This is a genomic window from Streptococcus sp. CF8_St5-17 (genome assembly GCF_024295665.1).
GTDB lineage: Bacteria > Bacillota > Bacilli > Lactobacillales > Streptococcaceae > Streptococcus.
Genome location: NZ_JANCOU010000002.1, coordinates 174261 through 191694, shown reverse-complemented (window position 1 = coordinate 191694; position 17434 = coordinate 174261). Strand labels below are relative to the sequence as shown.

Below are 17434 nucleotides of genomic sequence, written 5' to 3'. Positions count from 1 at the left end.
CAAAAAGTCGGAGTACCGACTTTTTGTGCGGTAACCCAATCACATAAGGCTAGAACATTCATCACTATTTTAATTAAATCAAAAGAAAGAGATTTGTAATGGAAACTTACTACAAAGCCATTAACTGGAATGCCATCGAAGATGTCATCGATAAATCAACATGGGAAAAACTAACTGAACAATTTTGGTTGGATACACGTATTCCCTTATCTAATGACTTAGATGACTGGAGAAAGTTATCAAATAAAGAAAAAGACTTGGTAGGAAAGGTCTTTGGCGGTTTGACACTTTTGGATACCATGCAGTCTGAAACAGGGGTTCAAGCGTTACGTGCAGATATCCGTACACCACATGAGGAAGCTGTGTTTAACAACATTCAATTTATGGAATCTGTCCACGCTAAATCTTATTCTTCTATTTTCTCAACCTTGAATACCAAGACTGAGATTGAAGAAATCTTTGAATGGACTGATACAAACCCATATCTTCAGAAAAAGGCACAAATCATCAATGAGATTTACCTTAACGGAACACCACTTGAAAAGAAAGTGGCTAGTGTATTCCTTGAAACCTTCCTCTTCTACTCTGGTTTCTTTACTCCACTCTACTATCTAGGAAATAACAAGTTGGCAAACGTTGCTGAAATCATCAAACTCATCATTCGTGACGAGTCTGTACACGGAACCTATATTGGATACAAGTTCCAGCTTGGATTCAACGAATTACCAGAAGAAGAGCAAGAAAAGTTAAAAGACTGGATGTACGACCTGCTCTACACTCTTTATGAAAATGAGGAAGGTTATACAGAAAGCCTTTATGATGGTGTTGGTTGGACTGAAGAAGTGAAAACATTCCTTCGCTACAACGCCAATAAAGCTCTTATGAACCTAGGACAAGATCCGCTCTTCCCTGACTCAGCTGACGATGTCAATCCAATCGTTATGAACGGGATCTCTACTGGTACATCCAACCACGACTTCTTCTCTCAAGTTGGTAACGGATATCTACTTGGTGAAGTTGAAGCTATGCAGGACGATGATTATAACTACGGATTAGACTAATTAAAAAAAATAAAAACGTCTGAGTTAAAAACAAACACAGATGTTTTTTGTTTTTGTTTATTTTTGTTTTATTTAAGTTGCTTAGATGTTTAAAATGTGATAAAATGATATTGGAAACGGGGGTGATTCAATGCTAAAACAAGAAAAACTAGATGTGATTTTAGAGATTGTCAATACAAGAGGAACCATCACAGTCAAAGAAATAATGAATCGTTTAGATATTTCTGATATGACTGCTCGACGTTATCTTCAAGAGTTAGCTGACAAGGATCTACTTGTTCGAGTGCATGGAGGCGCTGAAAAACTTCGTTCTGGTTCTCTATTAGCAAATGAACGCTCGAATATCGAAAAACAAGGTCTTCAGATTGCTGAAAAACAAGAAATCGCAAAGTTTGCTGGTCATTTAGTCGAAGAAAGAGAAACGATTTTTATCGGTCCAGGTACTACTCTTGAGTTCTTTGCGCGTGAACTTCCGATAGATAATATTCGTGTAGTAACAAATAGCCTTCCTGTTTTCATTATCTTGAATGAACGAAAACTGACTGATTTAATTTTGATTGGTGGAAATTATCGAGAAATCACTGGTGCTTTTGTCGGAACCTTAACGCTTCAAGATATCGAAAGTCTTCAATTCTCTAAAGCTTTTGTTAGTTGTAATGGTATAAAAGATCATGCGATTGCTACTTTTAGTGAAGATGAAGGTGACGTTCAAAAACTAGCATTAAATAATGCTAATAAGAAGATTCTTCTTGCTGACCATAGTAAATTTGATAAGTTTGATTTTTATACTTTTTATAATATTGCAGATATCGATACTATTATCTCCGATTCAAAACTTAGCGATGAAACCCTAAAAGCTTTATCCAAACAAACAAAAATTATTAAATCAACACCTTAAAAAGTCTCACCAATGGTGAGACTTTTTTTATTATATTTTTTATAAAATTTACACACGTTCTGTCCATGAAGTAGCTGTTTTTTGAAGTACTTTATTAAGTTCATCGATGTTTTCAAAACCAGTTGTACGAAGCCATTCACGTGCCGCTGCTTCACCATCTTTGATGTAAGCTTCAACTGATCCAGCCCATGTTGCACGTCCACAAAGAACACCGTTGAAGTTTGCGCCTGATTCGTGGGCAAATACAAGTGTTTCTTGGAAGAGTTTAGCGGATACACCTGCACTTAAGTAGATGTAAGGAAGATTTGTTGCTTCATCTTGTGCTTTGAAGAATGCTGCTGCTTCTTCACGAGTGTGAACAACTTCGCCTTCAGCGAAACCTTCAACGTATTTAACGTTAACTGGAACTTCCACTTTCAAAACATCAATGTTAAAGCGTGGGTCTGAGAAGACTTTCATAGCACCAATAACTTTGTGTGGTTTTACTTTAGCGTATTCAGCAGAACCTGCATCAGCAATCTTTTCATCGTAAGCAAGGATTTCAAGAAAGAATGGAATGTCTTCTGCTACACACTCAGAACCAATACGTTCGATGTAGGCTTGTTTTTGTTGGTTAAGTTCGTCAGAGCTATCTACATCATAGTAAAGCAAGAACTTAACAGCATCTGCACCTTGTTCTTTAATGCGTTTTGCAGACCAAACATCCAAGCAGTCTGGCAAACGTTTTGTACTTGTTGTGTCATATCCTGTTTTTTCATAAGCAAGGAGAAGACCTGCATTTGGAGCAAGTGCTTTTGTAGCTGGAAGACCATATTCAGGGTCAAGAAGCATTGATGAAGCGTATTTAGTCAATTCATCTGCTACCAAAACTTTGAGTTCTTCCATTTGAGCTACTGTAGGCTCTTCTGTTTGGTATTGAGCCATCAAACGTTTCAAAGCACCACGTTGGTCAAAAGCAAGAGCTGAGATGATTCCATTTTCATCTGAGAGTTTTTTCAAACAAGCACGTTTATTTTCTGTTAAAGTCATTTTATACCTCTTTCACAATTAATTGGTCAAATAAATTTTGATAGTTAGCCATATTGACATGACCAGTCATTTTTTCTTGAGCATTTAGCATACCAAGAACATTCGCCTTAGTCAACAATTCTTGATCAGATTCTTTATGGAAAAGACCTGATGTAATACCTGCTACAGTAGAATCACCAGAACCAACTGGATTTACTACTTGAATTATTGGAATATCTACTTTATAGAAAGTATCCCCGTGTTTTGCAAAGGCACCGTTAGCACCTAGAGAAACGATAATCCACTCAATTCCATCAAATAAAGGTTCTCGAAGAACTTCTTTTAATTCATCCAAATCTTTAGAAATTTCTCTTCCCAAAAGTTGAGACAATTCTTCATTATTTGGTTTAATTACCGTTGGTTTATGTGGAGAATCAAGAACTGCCTGAAGTGCAGCGCCTGAACAGTCCAATACAACAGGTTTCCCAGCATGATTCGCAATTTCAACTAAACTAGCATAGTAATCAACTGGAAGTCCTGCAGGTAGACTACCTGAAATGGCCACTACCTCTACAGTCTCTAAAAGTTCTTTGAAATGAGCCAAGAAATCTTGACCTTCTTTTTCTTGAACTTCAGGACCTTTTTCTAGGATTTCTGTTTGGTTTTCTCCATGTAGAATTGCGATACAGTTACGGGTTTCTCCTTGGATTGAGAAGAAACGTTTGCTTACTTTATCATCAATTTTTTCTACTAAAAATTCACCAAGTTTTCCACCGACAAGTCCTGTTGCGACTACGGAGTCACCAAATTCTGATAGGACACGAGTAACGTTAAGACCTTTACCACCAGCCGTTTTAGTGACATCCACCACACGATTGACAGTGTCAATTTTCAATTCATCCAAAGGATAGGAAATATCAATGGATGGGTTCATTGTGACTGTTAAAATCATAAGTCACCTCTTAGTCGTGGTATTCACCACGATCCCATTTTTCAAGGAACTCTGTAAAGAAGTTGGCATCAGTTTGATGATCGTTATGAGTTTCAACGTGTTGGATTTTAGCGATCAATTTTTTGTTTTCTTCTGATGGTTTGTATTCAGCATTGATGAAAGCTTCAATGATATCACACATGAGCAATTCACCAGTGATTTTACCACCAAATCCGATTACGTTGGCATTCAATTGTTCTTTTGCATATAGAGCTGTTGTCATATCGCGAACCAAAGCAGAACGAACACCAGGAACCTTGTTAACAGCATTATTAATACCTACACCAGTACCACAGATACATACACCAAGATCTGCTTGGCCACTAACTACTGCTTCACCAACTTTTTTACCAAAGATTGGATAGTGGGTACGAGCGTGGTCATAAGTACCAAAGTCGATAACTTCATGTCCTTTTGATTTCAAAAATTCTGAAACAGCCATTTTTTCATTTGTTACGATGTGGTCACATCCAATTGCAATTCTCATTTTTATCTTACCTTTCTTTCGTTATAAAAATTAGCACATTTTGTTCAACATGTCGACACGGATTTGGTGACGACCGCCGTCGTACTTACCGTTTACAAAGCCTTTAGCAATGTTTTTAGCTAATTCATCACCAACAAGTTGAGCACCCATAGTAATCATACGTGAGTTGTTGTGACCGCGAGTCATATAAGCTGAACGTTCATCAGAAACTTCTGCAGCAACCATTCCTTTGATTTTAGTAGCAACCATAAACGGACCTGCACCATAAGCATCAATGACGATACCAAGGTTTTGTTCTTCTTTCTTGACTTCTTCCGCAACTGCTAGAGTTACATCAACAAAGTCTTGACCTTCTGCTGTAACATCCACTACGTGGAAGTTTTCTTTTTCCAAGAAGTCTTTTACAACTTCTTTCAATCTTAAACCTGCAGCATCTGCACCAATAACAATAGCCATATTGTATACTCCTTTTTTATAATAGACCAGTAAAACTTTCTGATTCTAGCCTAAAATAGACTTTTCTCAAATAGTTACTAGTAGTTTTGTTGACAATAATTTAAATTAAGAACAAATATCTTATTCGTTTCTTAATAAGCTTTCTTCAGAGAAAAGCCAGAACATTAATCTTGTTAAAATAAACACAAATTGTTCTTTATAAACATAATATACTACTATTAGTTGGAAAAGTCAACAATTTATGTTTGTTTTTGTTTATTTTTTCATAAAATCTCGATATCGAAACTAAGTTGTTCAAAACGACCAGGTTTCAAAATTTTAACATTTTTCTTATCTTCCAGTCTATCTCCTTCTTCTATTGAAGTAGACAAACCTGACCATGGTTCCAAGGCAATAAAAGGCCCTTTATTAAGAGTTGACCATACGATTAAGTTAGAAAATTCTTCAAAGTGAAGTTTCAAACCTTTATCATGTTTTCGTGAACGCAAAGCTACACTGCGAGATTCCAACTCATCTAATGTCACAGCATCGTAGCTAAAGAAGTCATAATTTAAATCTAATTCTTTTTGATTATTTAACCAAGGACTTCTATCTTTGAAATCTAACATTCCTGTTTCTGGGAATGGTTTTGGAACTGAACAAGTCTCTGGCTTTTCAAATTCCAAATAGTAGTCTTCATATGTCTCGTCATCTAATAAGGGACAGTTAAAACCAGGATGCCCACCAATAAAGTATGGCATCGATTTTTCAGCTTCTTTATTATATATTTTATACTGTGTACGTACGGTTTTCCCAGTCACTGTATAAATAATTTCTAAACGAAAATGATAAGGGTAATTTGCATACATTTCTTCGTCATCTTCAATAGCAAAAGTCACAGAATGTTCTGTTTGTTCTACTAATGTAAATTCTTTTTTCCTTACCAAGCCATGTCGAGGAATTTTTCCTTCTTTTTGACTACCATCTTCTTTATCATAGACTACGCTATCATTTCTAACTGATCCACAAATTGGAAATAAAACAGGTGCTTGACCACTCCAATAAGCTGGATCTCCTTGCCATAAATACTCTACACCATCTTTATCTTTTATAGAAGATAGCGCTCCTCCTAAACTCTGAAACTCTACTTGTAAATAATCTGATTTTAATTCAATCACAACTTATACCTCCATTTTTTCAAAAAAACTAGGCTGACTGCTCCATAGTGGAAACTGACAACCTAGTTTTTACAATTTACATTTTTAGGAGCAAATTATTTTGCGTTTGCTGCGTATTCTTCGTTACGTTTAATCATTTGTTTTCTGTACCATGCAAAGATACCAACGTAGAATACAAGGAATACTACTGCTCCAAGGATAGCTTTGATATCACCAGTTGTAGCGTTACCAATTGCCCAACCAAATAGTTTTTCAATTGGTCCTTCAAGAGTTGAGTGAGTAATCAATTGAGTTTGGCTCACACCTTCTGGGAAGGCACCTACACCTTTAGCAAGTTCAGTTGCGAATGGTGCGATAAGTGTACCTGAAAGAAGGAAGAGTGGCAACAAGAGAGTTCCGAAGATAATCATACGGAGCAATTTACCACGAGTAACTACCAAGAGAGCTGGAGTCACACCCATAGCGATGATACCAGCAAGTGGCAAGATACCATTTCCGACTTTTGAAAGAAGCACAGCTTCAACCAACATGATTGGTGCAAGTACGTTAGCACAAGCCCAGATTTCAGCACGACCAGCGATAAATGGCCAGTCAAGACCGATGTTGAATTTACGTCCTTGAAGACGTTTAGTAGCAACGTTTGTAATACCTTGTGAAAGTGGTTCTACGGCTGCGATGAACCATGAACCGATAAGTGAGAAGAGCTCCAAGCAGACACCGGCAGTCAAACCAAGTGACAACCAGCCTTTAATAACAAGTTCCCATGAAGATGCATCTTCTACTCCAGCAACTGGATGTGGAGTTCCCATCAAACCGATAACGATACCAAGAATGAAACCGATGAAGAATTTAGATCCCCAGAAACCGATTCGTTTGTTCAATTTCGCAGCGTCAAAGTCATATTTATCAAGACCTGGGAAGAATTTATCAAAAATCTTATCCAAAACCATGATAACTGGGTTCATCATGTAGTTCATGTGAGTTGAAGTCATTGGTGATGAACTTGGTGCATTAAGAAGGTCATCAAATGTTGGTTTCATCAAGTCAGAGTTGATGATTTTAAGAACTCCAACAAGTACAACTGCTGCAGTCGCGATGAAGAGTGAAACTCCTTGGCTAACTCCATTGTTGTCTGCATACCATTTAATCAAAAGACCTGTGATAGACAAGTGCCAGATATCGAAGATATCAACGTCAAGTGTATCAGTTTTCTTCATTGCAAGCATCACAACGTTGACAATCAACATGATGAGCAAGAAGTAAAGTGTCCAAGCAGAACCCCAAGTGATTGTAGCAAGTGGTGCCCAACCAACGTCGGTAATGTTCAATTGAATACCAGTATTTTCAACGAATTTTGCAAGAGAAGCTGAGAAAGCTCCGTTAAGCATTCCGATGATAGCACCGATACCAGTAAGTGCGATGGCAAGTTTGATACCACCTTCAAGTGCTTTGGAGAATTTAACTCCGAAAAGCAAGGCCAATACTGTCAAAATGATCAGCATGATGATAGGGCCACCCATAGCCAAGATAGGTTTAAAGATATCGTTGGCTAAATTGATAATGAAATCCATAATTTTTCCTCCCTTTATTTTTATGGAAAATTACAAAATAATAATTAACTTAATCCGTGTTCTTTGATTGCTGCTTCAATATTGTCATAAACTGGAGCGCTCATTGCTGGAATACGGAACAAGATTGGTCCAGCTTCAACTACTGGGATACCAGGGTCAAAACCTAAGTCAGTTGCAGCGATTGGTGTGAAGATATCATAACTTTTAATCAAGTCTTCATTGACATCTTTTACCATAACTGCGTCACACTGTACATCGTATCCACGACTTGAAAGCTCTTCTTCTAGAGCACTTTTAATTTGGTGGCTTGAGTTAACACCTGCACCACAAGCAGCAAGAATTTTAATCATTTGGATTTCCTCCGTTTTATATTTACTATTTATTAATGAATTTAAGCAGTTGCTTCTGAGATATACTGGAACAAGGCTTCTGGTTCTGTAATCTTAGAAAGTGCTTCTAGATGACCATTACCTGTAAAGAAGTCCATCAATTGAGCAAGAATGTTTGTTTGACTTGAACTTGAATTATTGATGATAAAGAAGAGTAATGATACTTCTACTTTCTTGTCAGGAGCAATCATATTGTGGAATGTTACTGGTTTTGCTAAGCGAACCACAACAACATTTTCAGTTAAATTATGAATCGTATCAGTGTGAGGGATTGCTACATTTGGCAAGTCCTTCCCTAGAAATTCCATATCTAAACCGGTTGGAAACATTTTTTCACGTTCAATCAATGCCGATCGATAGGTATCCGTAACAACTTTCTTTTCTTCCAATAGGGTTGCAACTTGATCAAATAGTTGCTCTTGATTATCTGCTTCTAGACAAAAAACTAAGTCTTTGCTGAAGAAATGATCTAATCCCATGACCTACTCCCTTCATATTTAACTTTTATGACACAAGTATAACACTATATGAAACCGTTGTCAATATTTTTTGTTGTATTTTGTTTGATTTTTATTTTTTTTTGTTTGATTTTAAACAACAAATAATTTCAAATAGTTTTGAAAAAAGATAGAAAAAAACAGGATATACATCCTGTTTTCTTATTTATTAATCTTTTTTCGTAGTCCAACTTTGTTCAATCAATGGAAGCATATCCTTTAACACTTCAGGTGTTCCTTCTAGAGAAACGTATCTAAACTTACCATCGTCTGATTTAAAGACCCAGATCACTAGATATTTACCATTTTTAGCAATACAGTTTACGACATAGGCGTCATAACCACCAATTTTTGACTTAGATCCCCAAACTTTAGAGAAATCCTTGCTTTGTTGTTTAGTTTGATAAACGCTAGTAGAAACTTGAACAGCATCAAGAGTAGCATATTCACTTTCACTAACACCAAGGTGCTCTGGTTTAAAAGTATTTAGGGTTACGATATTGATGTCCGTTCCATCACAGTACTGAATATCATCACCACCCTCAACTTCTGTAAAATGTATCCATGATTTTGGCACTTTTACGTAGCCATAAGCATCTGACCCGATTACCTGGGTATCTTTAATCGTTGATTCGGCTACAGTTGTTGTTTCTTGTGCTGTGGTAGTTTCCTGGACTGTTGTTGTATCTGAGGTTGCTTCTTTCTTAGCTTTTGAAGTATTACAAGCAACAAGAGTTAAGCAACACACTAAAAGCGTAGATAAGCTGATGATTTTTTTCATAATCCTTCTCCTTTCACCCCTATTTTAATGAATGTAAATAAAAGTGTCAAAAGATAACTGTAATTCATTCTAAATAATAATAGAAATTAATTATTCTTCATCCATACTCAAGACACTTAGGAAGGCTTCTTGAGGAACTTCTACTGATCCAATAGCTTTCATACGCTTTTTACCAGCTTTTTGTTTTTCAAGAAGTTTACGTTTACGAGAAACATCACCTCCATAACACTTGGCAAGAACATTCTTACGAAGAGCTTTGATATCTGTACGAGCTACAATCTTGTGTCCAATTGCAGCTTGAATAGGCACTTCAAATTGTTGACGAGGAATGATTTTCTTAAGTTTATCTACGATAAGTTTCCCACGTTCATAAGCAAAATCTTTGTGAACGATAAAGCTGAGGGCATCGACCTTGTCTCCATTGAGAAGGATATCCATTTTGACCAGTTTAGATGGGCGGTACTCTGACAATTCGTAGTCAAAGCTTGCATAACCACGTGTCGAAGACTTAAGTTTATCAAAGAAGTCAAAGACAATCTCAGCTAGTGGAATTTGATAGATAACATTGACACGATTATCATCAATATAATCCATGGTCACAAAGTCACCACGTTTGCGCTGAGCAAGCTCCATAACTGCTCCAACAAACTCTTGTGGTACCATGATTTGTGCCTTAACATATGGCTCTTCAATAGTCGCAATTTTGGTTGGGTCGGGAAACTCAGATGGGTTAGACACATCCATAGACTCGCCATCAGTCTGATTTACCTTGTAGATAACAGATGGTGCAGTCATGATAAGATCGATGTTAAACTCACGCTCCAAGCGTTCCTGAATAACATCCATATGAAGGAGACCTAAGAATCCACAACGGAAACCAAATCCAAGAGCCTGGGATGTTTCTGGTTCAAACTGCAAACTAGCATCATTTAGTTGCAATTTTTCAAGAGCTTCACGAAGGTCATTGTATTTATTTGACTCGATTGGATAGAGACCTGCGAAGACCATCGGATTCATCTGCTTGTATCCAGATAGTGGCTCTGATGCAGGGTTTGTCGCCAAGGTTACTGTATCACCGACACGAGTATCCTGAACAGTCTTAATAGATGCTGCAATATATCCAACATCACCTGTTGCTAGGAAATCACGTCCTACAGCTTTAGGTGTGAATATTCCCACTTCGGTAACATCAAAGGTTTTACCATTGCTCATAAGCTGAATCTTATCACCTGGTTTGACAACCCCGTCCATAACACGAACCTGGAGGATAACTCCACGATAGGCATCATAAACTGAGTCGAAAATCAAGGCTTTCAATGGTGCTGACACGTCTCCTGTTGGGGCAGGGACTTTTTCGACAATTTGCTCTAAAATATCTTCGATACCGATACCAGCTTTTGCTGAAGCTAAGACTGCTTCGCTAGCATCCAGACCAATGACATCTTCGATTTCTGTACGCACGCGCTCCGGATCTGCAGCAGGTAAGTCAATCTTATTGATAACTGGAAGAATTTCCAAATCATTATCCAAAGCAAGATAGACGTTTGCCAGAGTTTGAGCCTCAATTCCTTGGGCGGCATCGACAACCAAAATGGCTCCCTCACAAGCGGCAAGAGAACGTGATACCTCATAAGTGAAGTCCACGTGTCCTGGTGTATCAATCAAGTGGAAAATATATGTCTCGCCATCTTTTGCAGTATAATTCAGCTCGATGGCATTGAGTTTAATGGTAATCCCACGTTCACGTTCAAGGTCCATACTATCCAGAAGTTGAGCTTGCATTTCACGGCTAGAAACTGTTTCTGTCTTTTCTAAAATACGGTCTGCTAGCGTTGATTTCCCGTGGTCAATATGAGCAATAATAGAGAAGTTTCGAATCTTCTCCTGTCGTTTTTTCAATTCTTCTACGTTCATGATTCTCTTCCTTTCAGGGTATCTATTAATTATAAAATGTTTTTAATATTTTGACAAGACCATACCCTGCTAGGAGTACTAATCTTCGGCGACAAAGCCGTCATTTTCGATGAAATAGCGTTCAGTCATACCTTGGTCAGTAAAGACAATACCGTGAAGGACACCGCCGTAAACAGCTCCTCCATCCATTCCAATCTTACCGTCTTCTGTCATCCAAAGTTCTGCAGTTCCTGGTTCTTGATCCAAAAGTCCATAGACTGGTGTATGTCCAAAGACAATTGTTTTCCCTGTATGATTAGCTGCTTCGTGGAATGGTTTTCTGAGCCAGACTTTCTTGTAATCAGTCGTTTCATGCCAATCATCCAAACTTAAATCAATTCCAGCATGAACAAAGATATACTTATCCGTTTCAATCACAAAAGGCATTTGACGGATAAACTCCACTAAGTCAGCTGCTTCCGTTTCAACACGCTTAGCATCTGCTACTCCATCTACTGGCGCATCCAGTGGGCGCCCCAAAATAGAATTTATAGTTGTATCTCCACCATTACGACGATAGTGGTCATAGCTTTCTTCAGGATTATCGAGCCAAGTCAGAAACATATACTCATGGTTTCCTGATAGACAGATAGCTCCATGATTGTCGACCAAGTCCTTAACCATTTCTAGAACACGGCGACTGTCTTCACCACGGTCAATCAAATCCCCTAGAAAGAGTAATTGAGTCTTACCATCCCATGTTTTTAGAAGGTCCTCGAGCATACCTGCTTTTCCATGGACATCTCCAATTACATAATAGTCTGTCATTTATTTCTCCTTACTTTGCAACAATTCTCTCGCTTGACTAAGTGCTGCTTCAGTCACATTCTCACCAGCCAACATTTTAGCAACTTCTTCCACCCTTTCTTCAACTGTCAACATGCGAACTATTGAAACGGTTGAATGCTCATTGCTAATCTTTTCAATAAAGAACTGATAATCTGCGATCGCAATGACTTGAGGAAGATGAGATATAGCTAATACTTGGCCGTGCTGACCAATTTTATGAATTTTCTGTGCGATTGCCTGAGCTACGCGACCTGAAACTCCTGTATCCACCTCATCAAATACAATGCTCGTCTTACCTTCCTTACGAGAAAAGGCAGACTTAATAGCCAACATGAGACGAGATAACTCTCCACCAGACGCTACTTTAACCAATGGTTTAAAGTCTTCTCCAGGGTTGGTGGAGATGTAAAATTCAACACTTTCATTTCCTTCACGACTGAATTTTCCTTTAGTAAACTGAACCTGAAACTGAGCTTTCTCCATATAGAGGTCTTTTAGTTCTTGCTGAATTTCAATCTCTAATCGTTGGGCTAGGTTGTGGCGAGCAGATGCTAGCTGACTTGCTAAGTCAACAAGACTTACTTCCAACTTTTTAAGTTCTGCTTCCATATCATCTGAAGATAAATTATTACCAGTCAGAAGATTGTATTCTTCTGTGATTTTAGCAAAGTACAACAAGACATCGTCAACATTCCCACCATACTTACGTGTAATGGCGTGAATGAGATCCAAACGGCTTTCAATCTGCATTAGATGATTACCGTCGAAATCAAGATCTTCAATAATATCCTCTAAACGTTTGGTAACATCTTCTAGAACATAATAAGATTCAGATAAGGAAGTAGAAATTTCACGATATTCTACATCATACTCTTCTAAACTTTCCATATCATTCATAGCTGAACGCACGTTAGCTAGACTTGAAAATTCTTCATTATCAAGCATGGTATAAGCATTCATCAGCGTATCGGCAATATTTTTATGATTGAGAAGTTTATCGCGTTCTTGATTGAGTTTGATGTCTTCACCTGGCTGTAAGGCTGCAGATTCAATCTCTGCCATCTGAAATTCCAACATCTCAATACGAGCCTTGTGCTCTTCTTGATTTTTCTTAATCTCAAGAAGTTGCTTGCGCATTTTACGATAAGCATCAAAGTTTGTCTGGTAGGCCTGCTTCAGTTCCAGAAAATCTGCATCACCAAACCCATCCAGCATCTGAATATGTAATTGGGGACGCATTAACTCTTCTTGATCATGTTGGCCATGGATATCAACAAGGTACTGTCCTATTGAGCGAAGAACAGATAGATTAACCATCTGTCCATTGACACGACTAACACTACGCCCGTTTTGTAAAATTTCACGACGGATGATGATTTCATCGCCTAACTCGATTCCTTGCTCATCAAAAAGCTCTTGTAAAGCACGACTGTTTTCAACCGAGAAAAGACCTTCAATTTCTGCTTTGGATGCGCCATGACGGATAACGTCCGTTGTAGCTCTGGCTCCCAGCATCATATTCATAGCATCGATGATGATAGACTTCCCAGCACCGGTTTCCCCAGTCAGAACTGTCATTCCCTTCTCAAAATTAAGTGAAATAGCCTCAATGATGGCAAAGTTTTTAATTGAAATTTCAAGTAACATAAGGTCCTACCACTTTTTAACTTGCTCAACAATCTTTACAGCTGCTTCTTCAGTTCGCGCCACAATTAATATTGAATTATCATCTGCTAAACAGCTAAAAATCTTATCTGAAAATGTTTGGATTAATTGACTTTTAACGAAAATTGAATTTCCAGGAATGACATCCAAATTGATGAGATTTCCCATTCTCTCAAAACTTTCAATATTGTTCTCAGCTAACTGTAAACTTTTAACTACTGACTTTGGTAATTCATAGACATATGTATTGTCTTTCAAAGGAATTTTTACAATCCCTAATTCTTTGATATCACGTGAAACAGTTGCTTGAGTGGCAGAGATCCCTGCTTCTCTCAAGTGTTCAACGATTTCTTCTTGTGTTCCGATTTGATAATCAGTCACAAATCTTCTAATCTTTTCAAGTCTTTCTTTTTTATTCATCTTTAAACTCTCTATGTGCTTTTTCTACTACTTGTTCTATTTCAGAAACTACTTGATTGCTTGCTGGTTCTTCTTTACGTAAATAAGCAAGAAACTCAATGTTTCCGTGTCCACCTTGAATAGGAGAGAAATCCAATCCTAAGACTGAGAATCCTTCATCAACTGCCATTTTAGTAACTGATTCTAAAACATTTTGGTGAACTTTAGCATCTCTGATAATTCCATTTTTACCAATCTGTTCTCGCCCTGCTTCAAACTGTGGTTTTATAAGTGCAACAACTTGTCCTTGGTCTGCCAAAACTCTATGTAGAGCTGGTAAAATGAGACTCAAAGAAATAAAACTCACATCGATACTTGCAAAAGATGGTTCTTCTTCAAAGTCATTTTTTTCAGCATAACGAAAGTTAAATTGTTCCATGCTGATAACACGTGAATCTTGGCGTAATTTCCAAGCAAGCTGATTGGTCCCGACATCAACGGCATAAACTAATTTAGCCCCGTTTTGAAGCATGACATCCGTAAAACCTCCTGTTGAAGCGCCGATGTCAATGGTCGTTTTGCCTTCAACTGATATGTCAAATTTTTCTAAGGCTTTCTCAAGTTTCAATCCACCTCGGCTAACATACTTTAGTTTCTCACCCTTGAGTTTTAATTCAGTATCATCAGGAATTTTTTCTCCTGGTTTATCAAAACGCTCACCATTTAGAACTGCAATTACTAATCCAGCCATTACGCCCCGCTTAGCCTGTTCTCTTGTTTCAAATAAACCTTGCTTGTAGGCAAGTACATCTACTCTTTCTTTAGGCATTGATTCTCAAACTTTCTACTATTTTTACAATTGGTTCTTTATCAAAGTCTACTAATTGACTAATCTCGTCTAATTTTTCATTTGCCTGATCCAAAGTTCGGTTACAAAAAACTTTCGCCTCATCCAATCCTAACAATGCAGGATAGGTTGATTTCTCAGCTTGCAAATCTTTTTGTGGTGTTTTACCAATTTCCTCAAAACTAGCAGTAACATCAAGGATATCATCCCTCACTTGAAAAGCAAGTCCAATCAGCTCTCCAACTGTTTTAAGAGCTATCTGAATAGTTGTATCCAATCCAGCAATGATTCCAGCCGCTTGAAAAGGAAAGGCTAATAGTTTACCAGTCTTATTAGCATGGATAGTCTGAAGTTCTTCTAGATTTAAATGTTTACCTTCACCTTCCATATCCAAAACTTGGCCAGCGACCATCCCCATACTTCCAGAAGAAAGGGACAAAGAAGCTATTAAATCTACCTTAATTTCGTTTGGTAAGTCTGACAGAGCTATGAGAGCATACGGGTCTAGAAAGAGAGCATCACCTGCCAAGATAGCTAAATCCTCTCCATATACTTTATGATTAGTCAACCGCCCTCGACGATAATCATCATTATCCATAGCAGGTAAATCATCATGAATCAAACTACCTGTGTGAATCATCTCAAGCGCTGCTGCAACCTGAGCATGAGCTAGTGTGATTGGCACCTGCAAAGAGTCCAAAACTTCTAAGAGAAGATAAGGACGAATCCGCTTGCCACCAGCATGAATGGAATATAGAACCGCTTCTCTTAGATTTGAAGCTATTTGTTGCTTACCATAAAACTCCTCAAGCGCTGACTCAACCAAGTCTAGTTTTTCTTGCTTGTTCATACGAGTTCGCTCTCTGTTCCATCTTCTTGCATGACTTTAACTAAGGTCTTTTCTGCTTTATCAAGTGTTGCCTGCAATTCCTTTGATAAGATCATCCCTTTTTGAAAAGCTGCAATGGCATCTTCTAAAGCAATTTCTCCATTTTCTAAGCTCTGAACAATAGTCTCAAGTTCTGCTAAATTTTCCTCAAATTTCTTCTGTTTTGACATCTTTAACCTCTAATTCTACCTGACCATCTCGCATCAATAACGTTACTTGATCAGTTTTTTTCAAATCTTTTGCTGACGATACTACGGCATCCTCTTTTTTCACAATCGCATAACCTCTGGCTACGATACGACTAGTATCTAACATGAGTAGCGCTTCTGACAAACGTTTGACTTCGGCGACCTTGGCATCATAAACTACTGCCATTTGACTACGAAGTAACTTTTCAAATTGGAGTAGACGGTCCTGATAACGATGAACCTTATTGATTGGTGATAACTGCTCTAATCGATGAACTAGTTCTAATACTCTTTGCTCCTGTCTAATAAGTTCTGAATTTACACTTTGTTTGAGACGAAGTTGTAACTGATCCAAGCGTTGCAGATATCCATCATATAAACGCTCTGGTTGCCTGAAGAGGACTGATTGACTAAGCCCTCTAAAGGATTCTTTTTTCTTTGATAAAGTATTTTGTACAGCAGTAGCCATTCGTTTCTCTTGATTTTTAAGGTAGGTCAGTAGATCTAACTTAGTCACAGGTGTAGCTAACTCTGCTGCAGCAGTTGGTGTTGCGGCTCTCTTATCAGCCACAAAGTCTGATAAGGTTACATCTGTTTCGTGGCCAACACTTGAAATAATAGGAAGGCGCGATTCAAAGATAGAACGCACTACAATCTCTTCGTTAAAAGCCCAAAGATCTTCAATTGATCCACCACCTCGACCAATGATAAGAACATCCAAGTCTTCTCGTTCATTAGCTCTAGCAATGTTACGGGCAATCTCCTCTGCTGCCCCTTCGCCTTGAACCTTGGTAGGATATAAAACAATCTCTACCCCTGGAAAACGTCTGCTAACGGTAGTAATAATATCCTGTATAACAGCACCACTACGACTAGTCACAACCCCGATGCGTTTTGCAAACTGAGGGATTGCTTGTTTAAAGCGTTCTTGAAAAAGGCCTTCTTCTGATAATTTCTTTTTTAATTGTTCGAACTGAATCGCAAGAGCCCCTACACCATCAGGCTCTGCCTTTTCAATAATGATAGAGTAGCTCCCACTTGGTTCATAGACTTGGACACGACCGATCACATTGATCTTCATCCCTTCTTCCAAATCAAAACCTAATTTCTGATAAACACCCGACCAAATGGTTGCTTGTATAACAGCACGATCATCTTTTAGAGAAAAGTATTGGTGAGTTGGACGCTTTCGAAAGTTAGAAACCTGACCAGTTAAATAGACCCTCTCCAAGTATGGGTCTTTATCGAATTTCATTTTCAAATACTTGGTCAAAGTTGTTACCGACAAATACTTTTCCATCTCAACCTCCTTCTTTCTCTAGTTTTTCCTGGGTATTATTATACCAAAAAACCGTTTAAAAATCTCTTTTTTCACCTCTAGAATACGAAAACGAAATTGAATTCTTTT

Annotated in this window: 19 protein-coding genes; 2 read left to right on the top strand and 17 right to left on the bottom strand. The window is 38.0% G+C overall.

Features of this window, described 5'->3' with window-relative positions; all coding sequences use genetic code 11:
* Positions 1-98 precede the first annotated feature (98 nt).
* On the top strand, positions 99-1061 hold the full coding sequence (nrdF, locus tag NMM19_RS03275) for a class 1b ribonucleoside-diphosphate reductase subunit beta (RefSeq protein ID WP_004253599.1): 963 nt from the start codon (positions 99-101) through the stop codon (positions 1059-1061).
* A 130-nt stretch (positions 1062-1191) separates the two neighbouring features.
* On the top strand, positions 1192-1959 hold the full coding sequence (locus tag NMM19_RS03270; RefSeq protein ID WP_254729971.1) for a DeoR/GlpR family DNA-binding transcription regulator: 768 nt from the start codon (positions 1192-1194) through the stop codon (positions 1957-1959).
* 48 nt (positions 1960-2007) lie between these two features.
* Here NMM19_RS03270 and lacD read toward each other — a convergent pair whose 3' ends face one another.
* The 17 genes from lacD to xseA all read right to left on the bottom strand — a co-directional run bounded on the left by lacD (position 2008) and on the right by xseA (position 17326).
* A complete protein-coding gene (gene lacD / locus NMM19_RS03265) occupies positions 2008-2988 on the bottom strand; it encodes a tagatose-bisphosphate aldolase (protein ID WP_254729969.1) in 981 nt (326 codons plus the stop codon).
* Position 2989: 1 nt separating this feature from the next.
* Positions 2990-3919 (bottom strand): tagatose-6-phosphate kinase, encoded by a 930-nt coding sequence (locus NMM19_RS03260; RefSeq protein ID WP_254729967.1) that lies wholly within the window; start codon positions 3917-3919, stop codon positions 2990-2992.
* A gap of 10 nt (positions 3920-3929) precedes the next feature.
* A complete protein-coding gene (gene lacB / locus NMM19_RS03255) occupies positions 3930-4445 on the bottom strand; it encodes a galactose-6-phosphate isomerase subunit LacB (protein WP_001216925.1) in 516 nt (171 codons plus the stop codon).
* Between the two features lie 30 nt (positions 4446-4475).
* A complete protein-coding gene (lacA, locus tag NMM19_RS03250; protein WP_006148584.1) occupies positions 4476-4901 on the bottom strand; it encodes a galactose-6-phosphate isomerase subunit LacA in 426 nt (141 codons plus the stop codon).
* A gap of 263 nt (positions 4902-5164) precedes the next feature.
* Positions 5165-6058, bottom strand: a complete 894-nt coding sequence (locus NMM19_RS03245; protein WP_254729965.1) for an aldose 1-epimerase family protein — start codon at positions 6056-6058, stop codon at positions 5165-5167.
* A 95-nt stretch (positions 6059-6153) separates the two neighbouring features.
* A complete protein-coding gene (locus tag NMM19_RS03240) occupies positions 6154-7629 on the bottom strand; it encodes a PTS galactitol transporter subunit IIC (RefSeq protein ID WP_178894968.1) in 1476 nt (491 codons plus the stop codon).
* A 44-nt stretch (positions 7630-7673) separates the two neighbouring features.
* Positions 7674-7979, bottom strand: coding sequence for a PTS sugar transporter subunit IIB (locus NMM19_RS03235; protein ID WP_178894967.1), 306 nt, complete (start codon positions 7977-7979; stop codon positions 7674-7676).
* A 41-nt stretch (positions 7980-8020) separates the two neighbouring features.
* Positions 8021-8497 carry a PTS sugar transporter subunit IIA gene (locus NMM19_RS03230; protein ID WP_254729963.1) on the bottom strand — a complete coding sequence of 159 codons (477 nt, stop codon included), beginning with the start codon at positions 8495-8497 and terminating at the stop codon, positions 8021-8023.
* Positions 8498-8684: 187 nt separating this feature from the next.
* A complete protein-coding gene (locus tag NMM19_RS03225; RefSeq protein WP_254729961.1) occupies positions 8685-9296 on the bottom strand; it encodes a hypothetical protein in 612 nt (203 codons plus the stop codon).
* A gap of 90 nt (positions 9297-9386) precedes the next feature.
* Entirely contained in the window at positions 9387-11210 is a 1824-nt protein-coding gene (lepA, locus tag NMM19_RS03220) for a translation elongation factor 4 (RefSeq protein ID WP_254729959.1), read from the bottom strand.
* A gap of 78 nt (positions 11211-11288) precedes the next feature.
* A complete protein-coding gene (locus NMM19_RS03215) occupies positions 11289-12017 on the bottom strand; it encodes a metallophosphoesterase family protein (protein WP_254729957.1) in 729 nt (242 codons plus the stop codon).
* Entirely contained in the window at positions 12018-13685 is a 1668-nt protein-coding gene (gene recN / locus NMM19_RS03210) for a DNA repair protein RecN (RefSeq protein WP_254729955.1), read from the bottom strand.
* A gap of 6 nt (positions 13686-13691) precedes the next feature.
* Complete coding sequence (locus NMM19_RS03205) at positions 13692-14123, bottom strand: arginine repressor (protein ID WP_254729953.1); 432 nt, start codon at positions 14121-14123, stop codon at positions 13692-13694.
* On the bottom strand, positions 14116-14931 hold the full coding sequence (locus tag NMM19_RS03200) for a TlyA family RNA methyltransferase (protein ID WP_254729951.1): 816 nt from the start codon (positions 14929-14931) through the stop codon (positions 14116-14118). The genes NMM19_RS03205 and NMM19_RS03200 overlap by 8 nt, the downstream gene beginning before the upstream one ends.
* On the bottom strand, positions 14924-15799 hold the full coding sequence (locus NMM19_RS03195) for a polyprenyl synthetase family protein (RefSeq protein WP_254729949.1): 876 nt from the start codon (positions 15797-15799) through the stop codon (positions 14924-14926). Before NMM19_RS03195 ends, NMM19_RS03200 begins: the two co-directional genes overlap by 8 nt.
* The gene (locus tag NMM19_RS03190) at positions 15796-16008 is read right to left on the bottom strand and encodes an exodeoxyribonuclease VII small subunit (RefSeq protein WP_214261855.1); all 213 of its coding nucleotides are present in this window, start codon (positions 16006-16008) and stop codon (positions 15796-15798) included. Before NMM19_RS03190 ends, NMM19_RS03195 begins: the two co-directional genes overlap by 4 nt.
* The gene (gene xseA / locus NMM19_RS03185; RefSeq protein WP_254729947.1) at positions 15986-17326 is read right to left on the bottom strand and encodes an exodeoxyribonuclease VII large subunit; all 1341 of its coding nucleotides are present in this window, start codon (positions 17324-17326) and stop codon (positions 15986-15988) included. Before xseA ends, NMM19_RS03190 begins: the two co-directional genes overlap by 23 nt.
* Positions 17327-17434 lie beyond the last annotated feature (108 nt).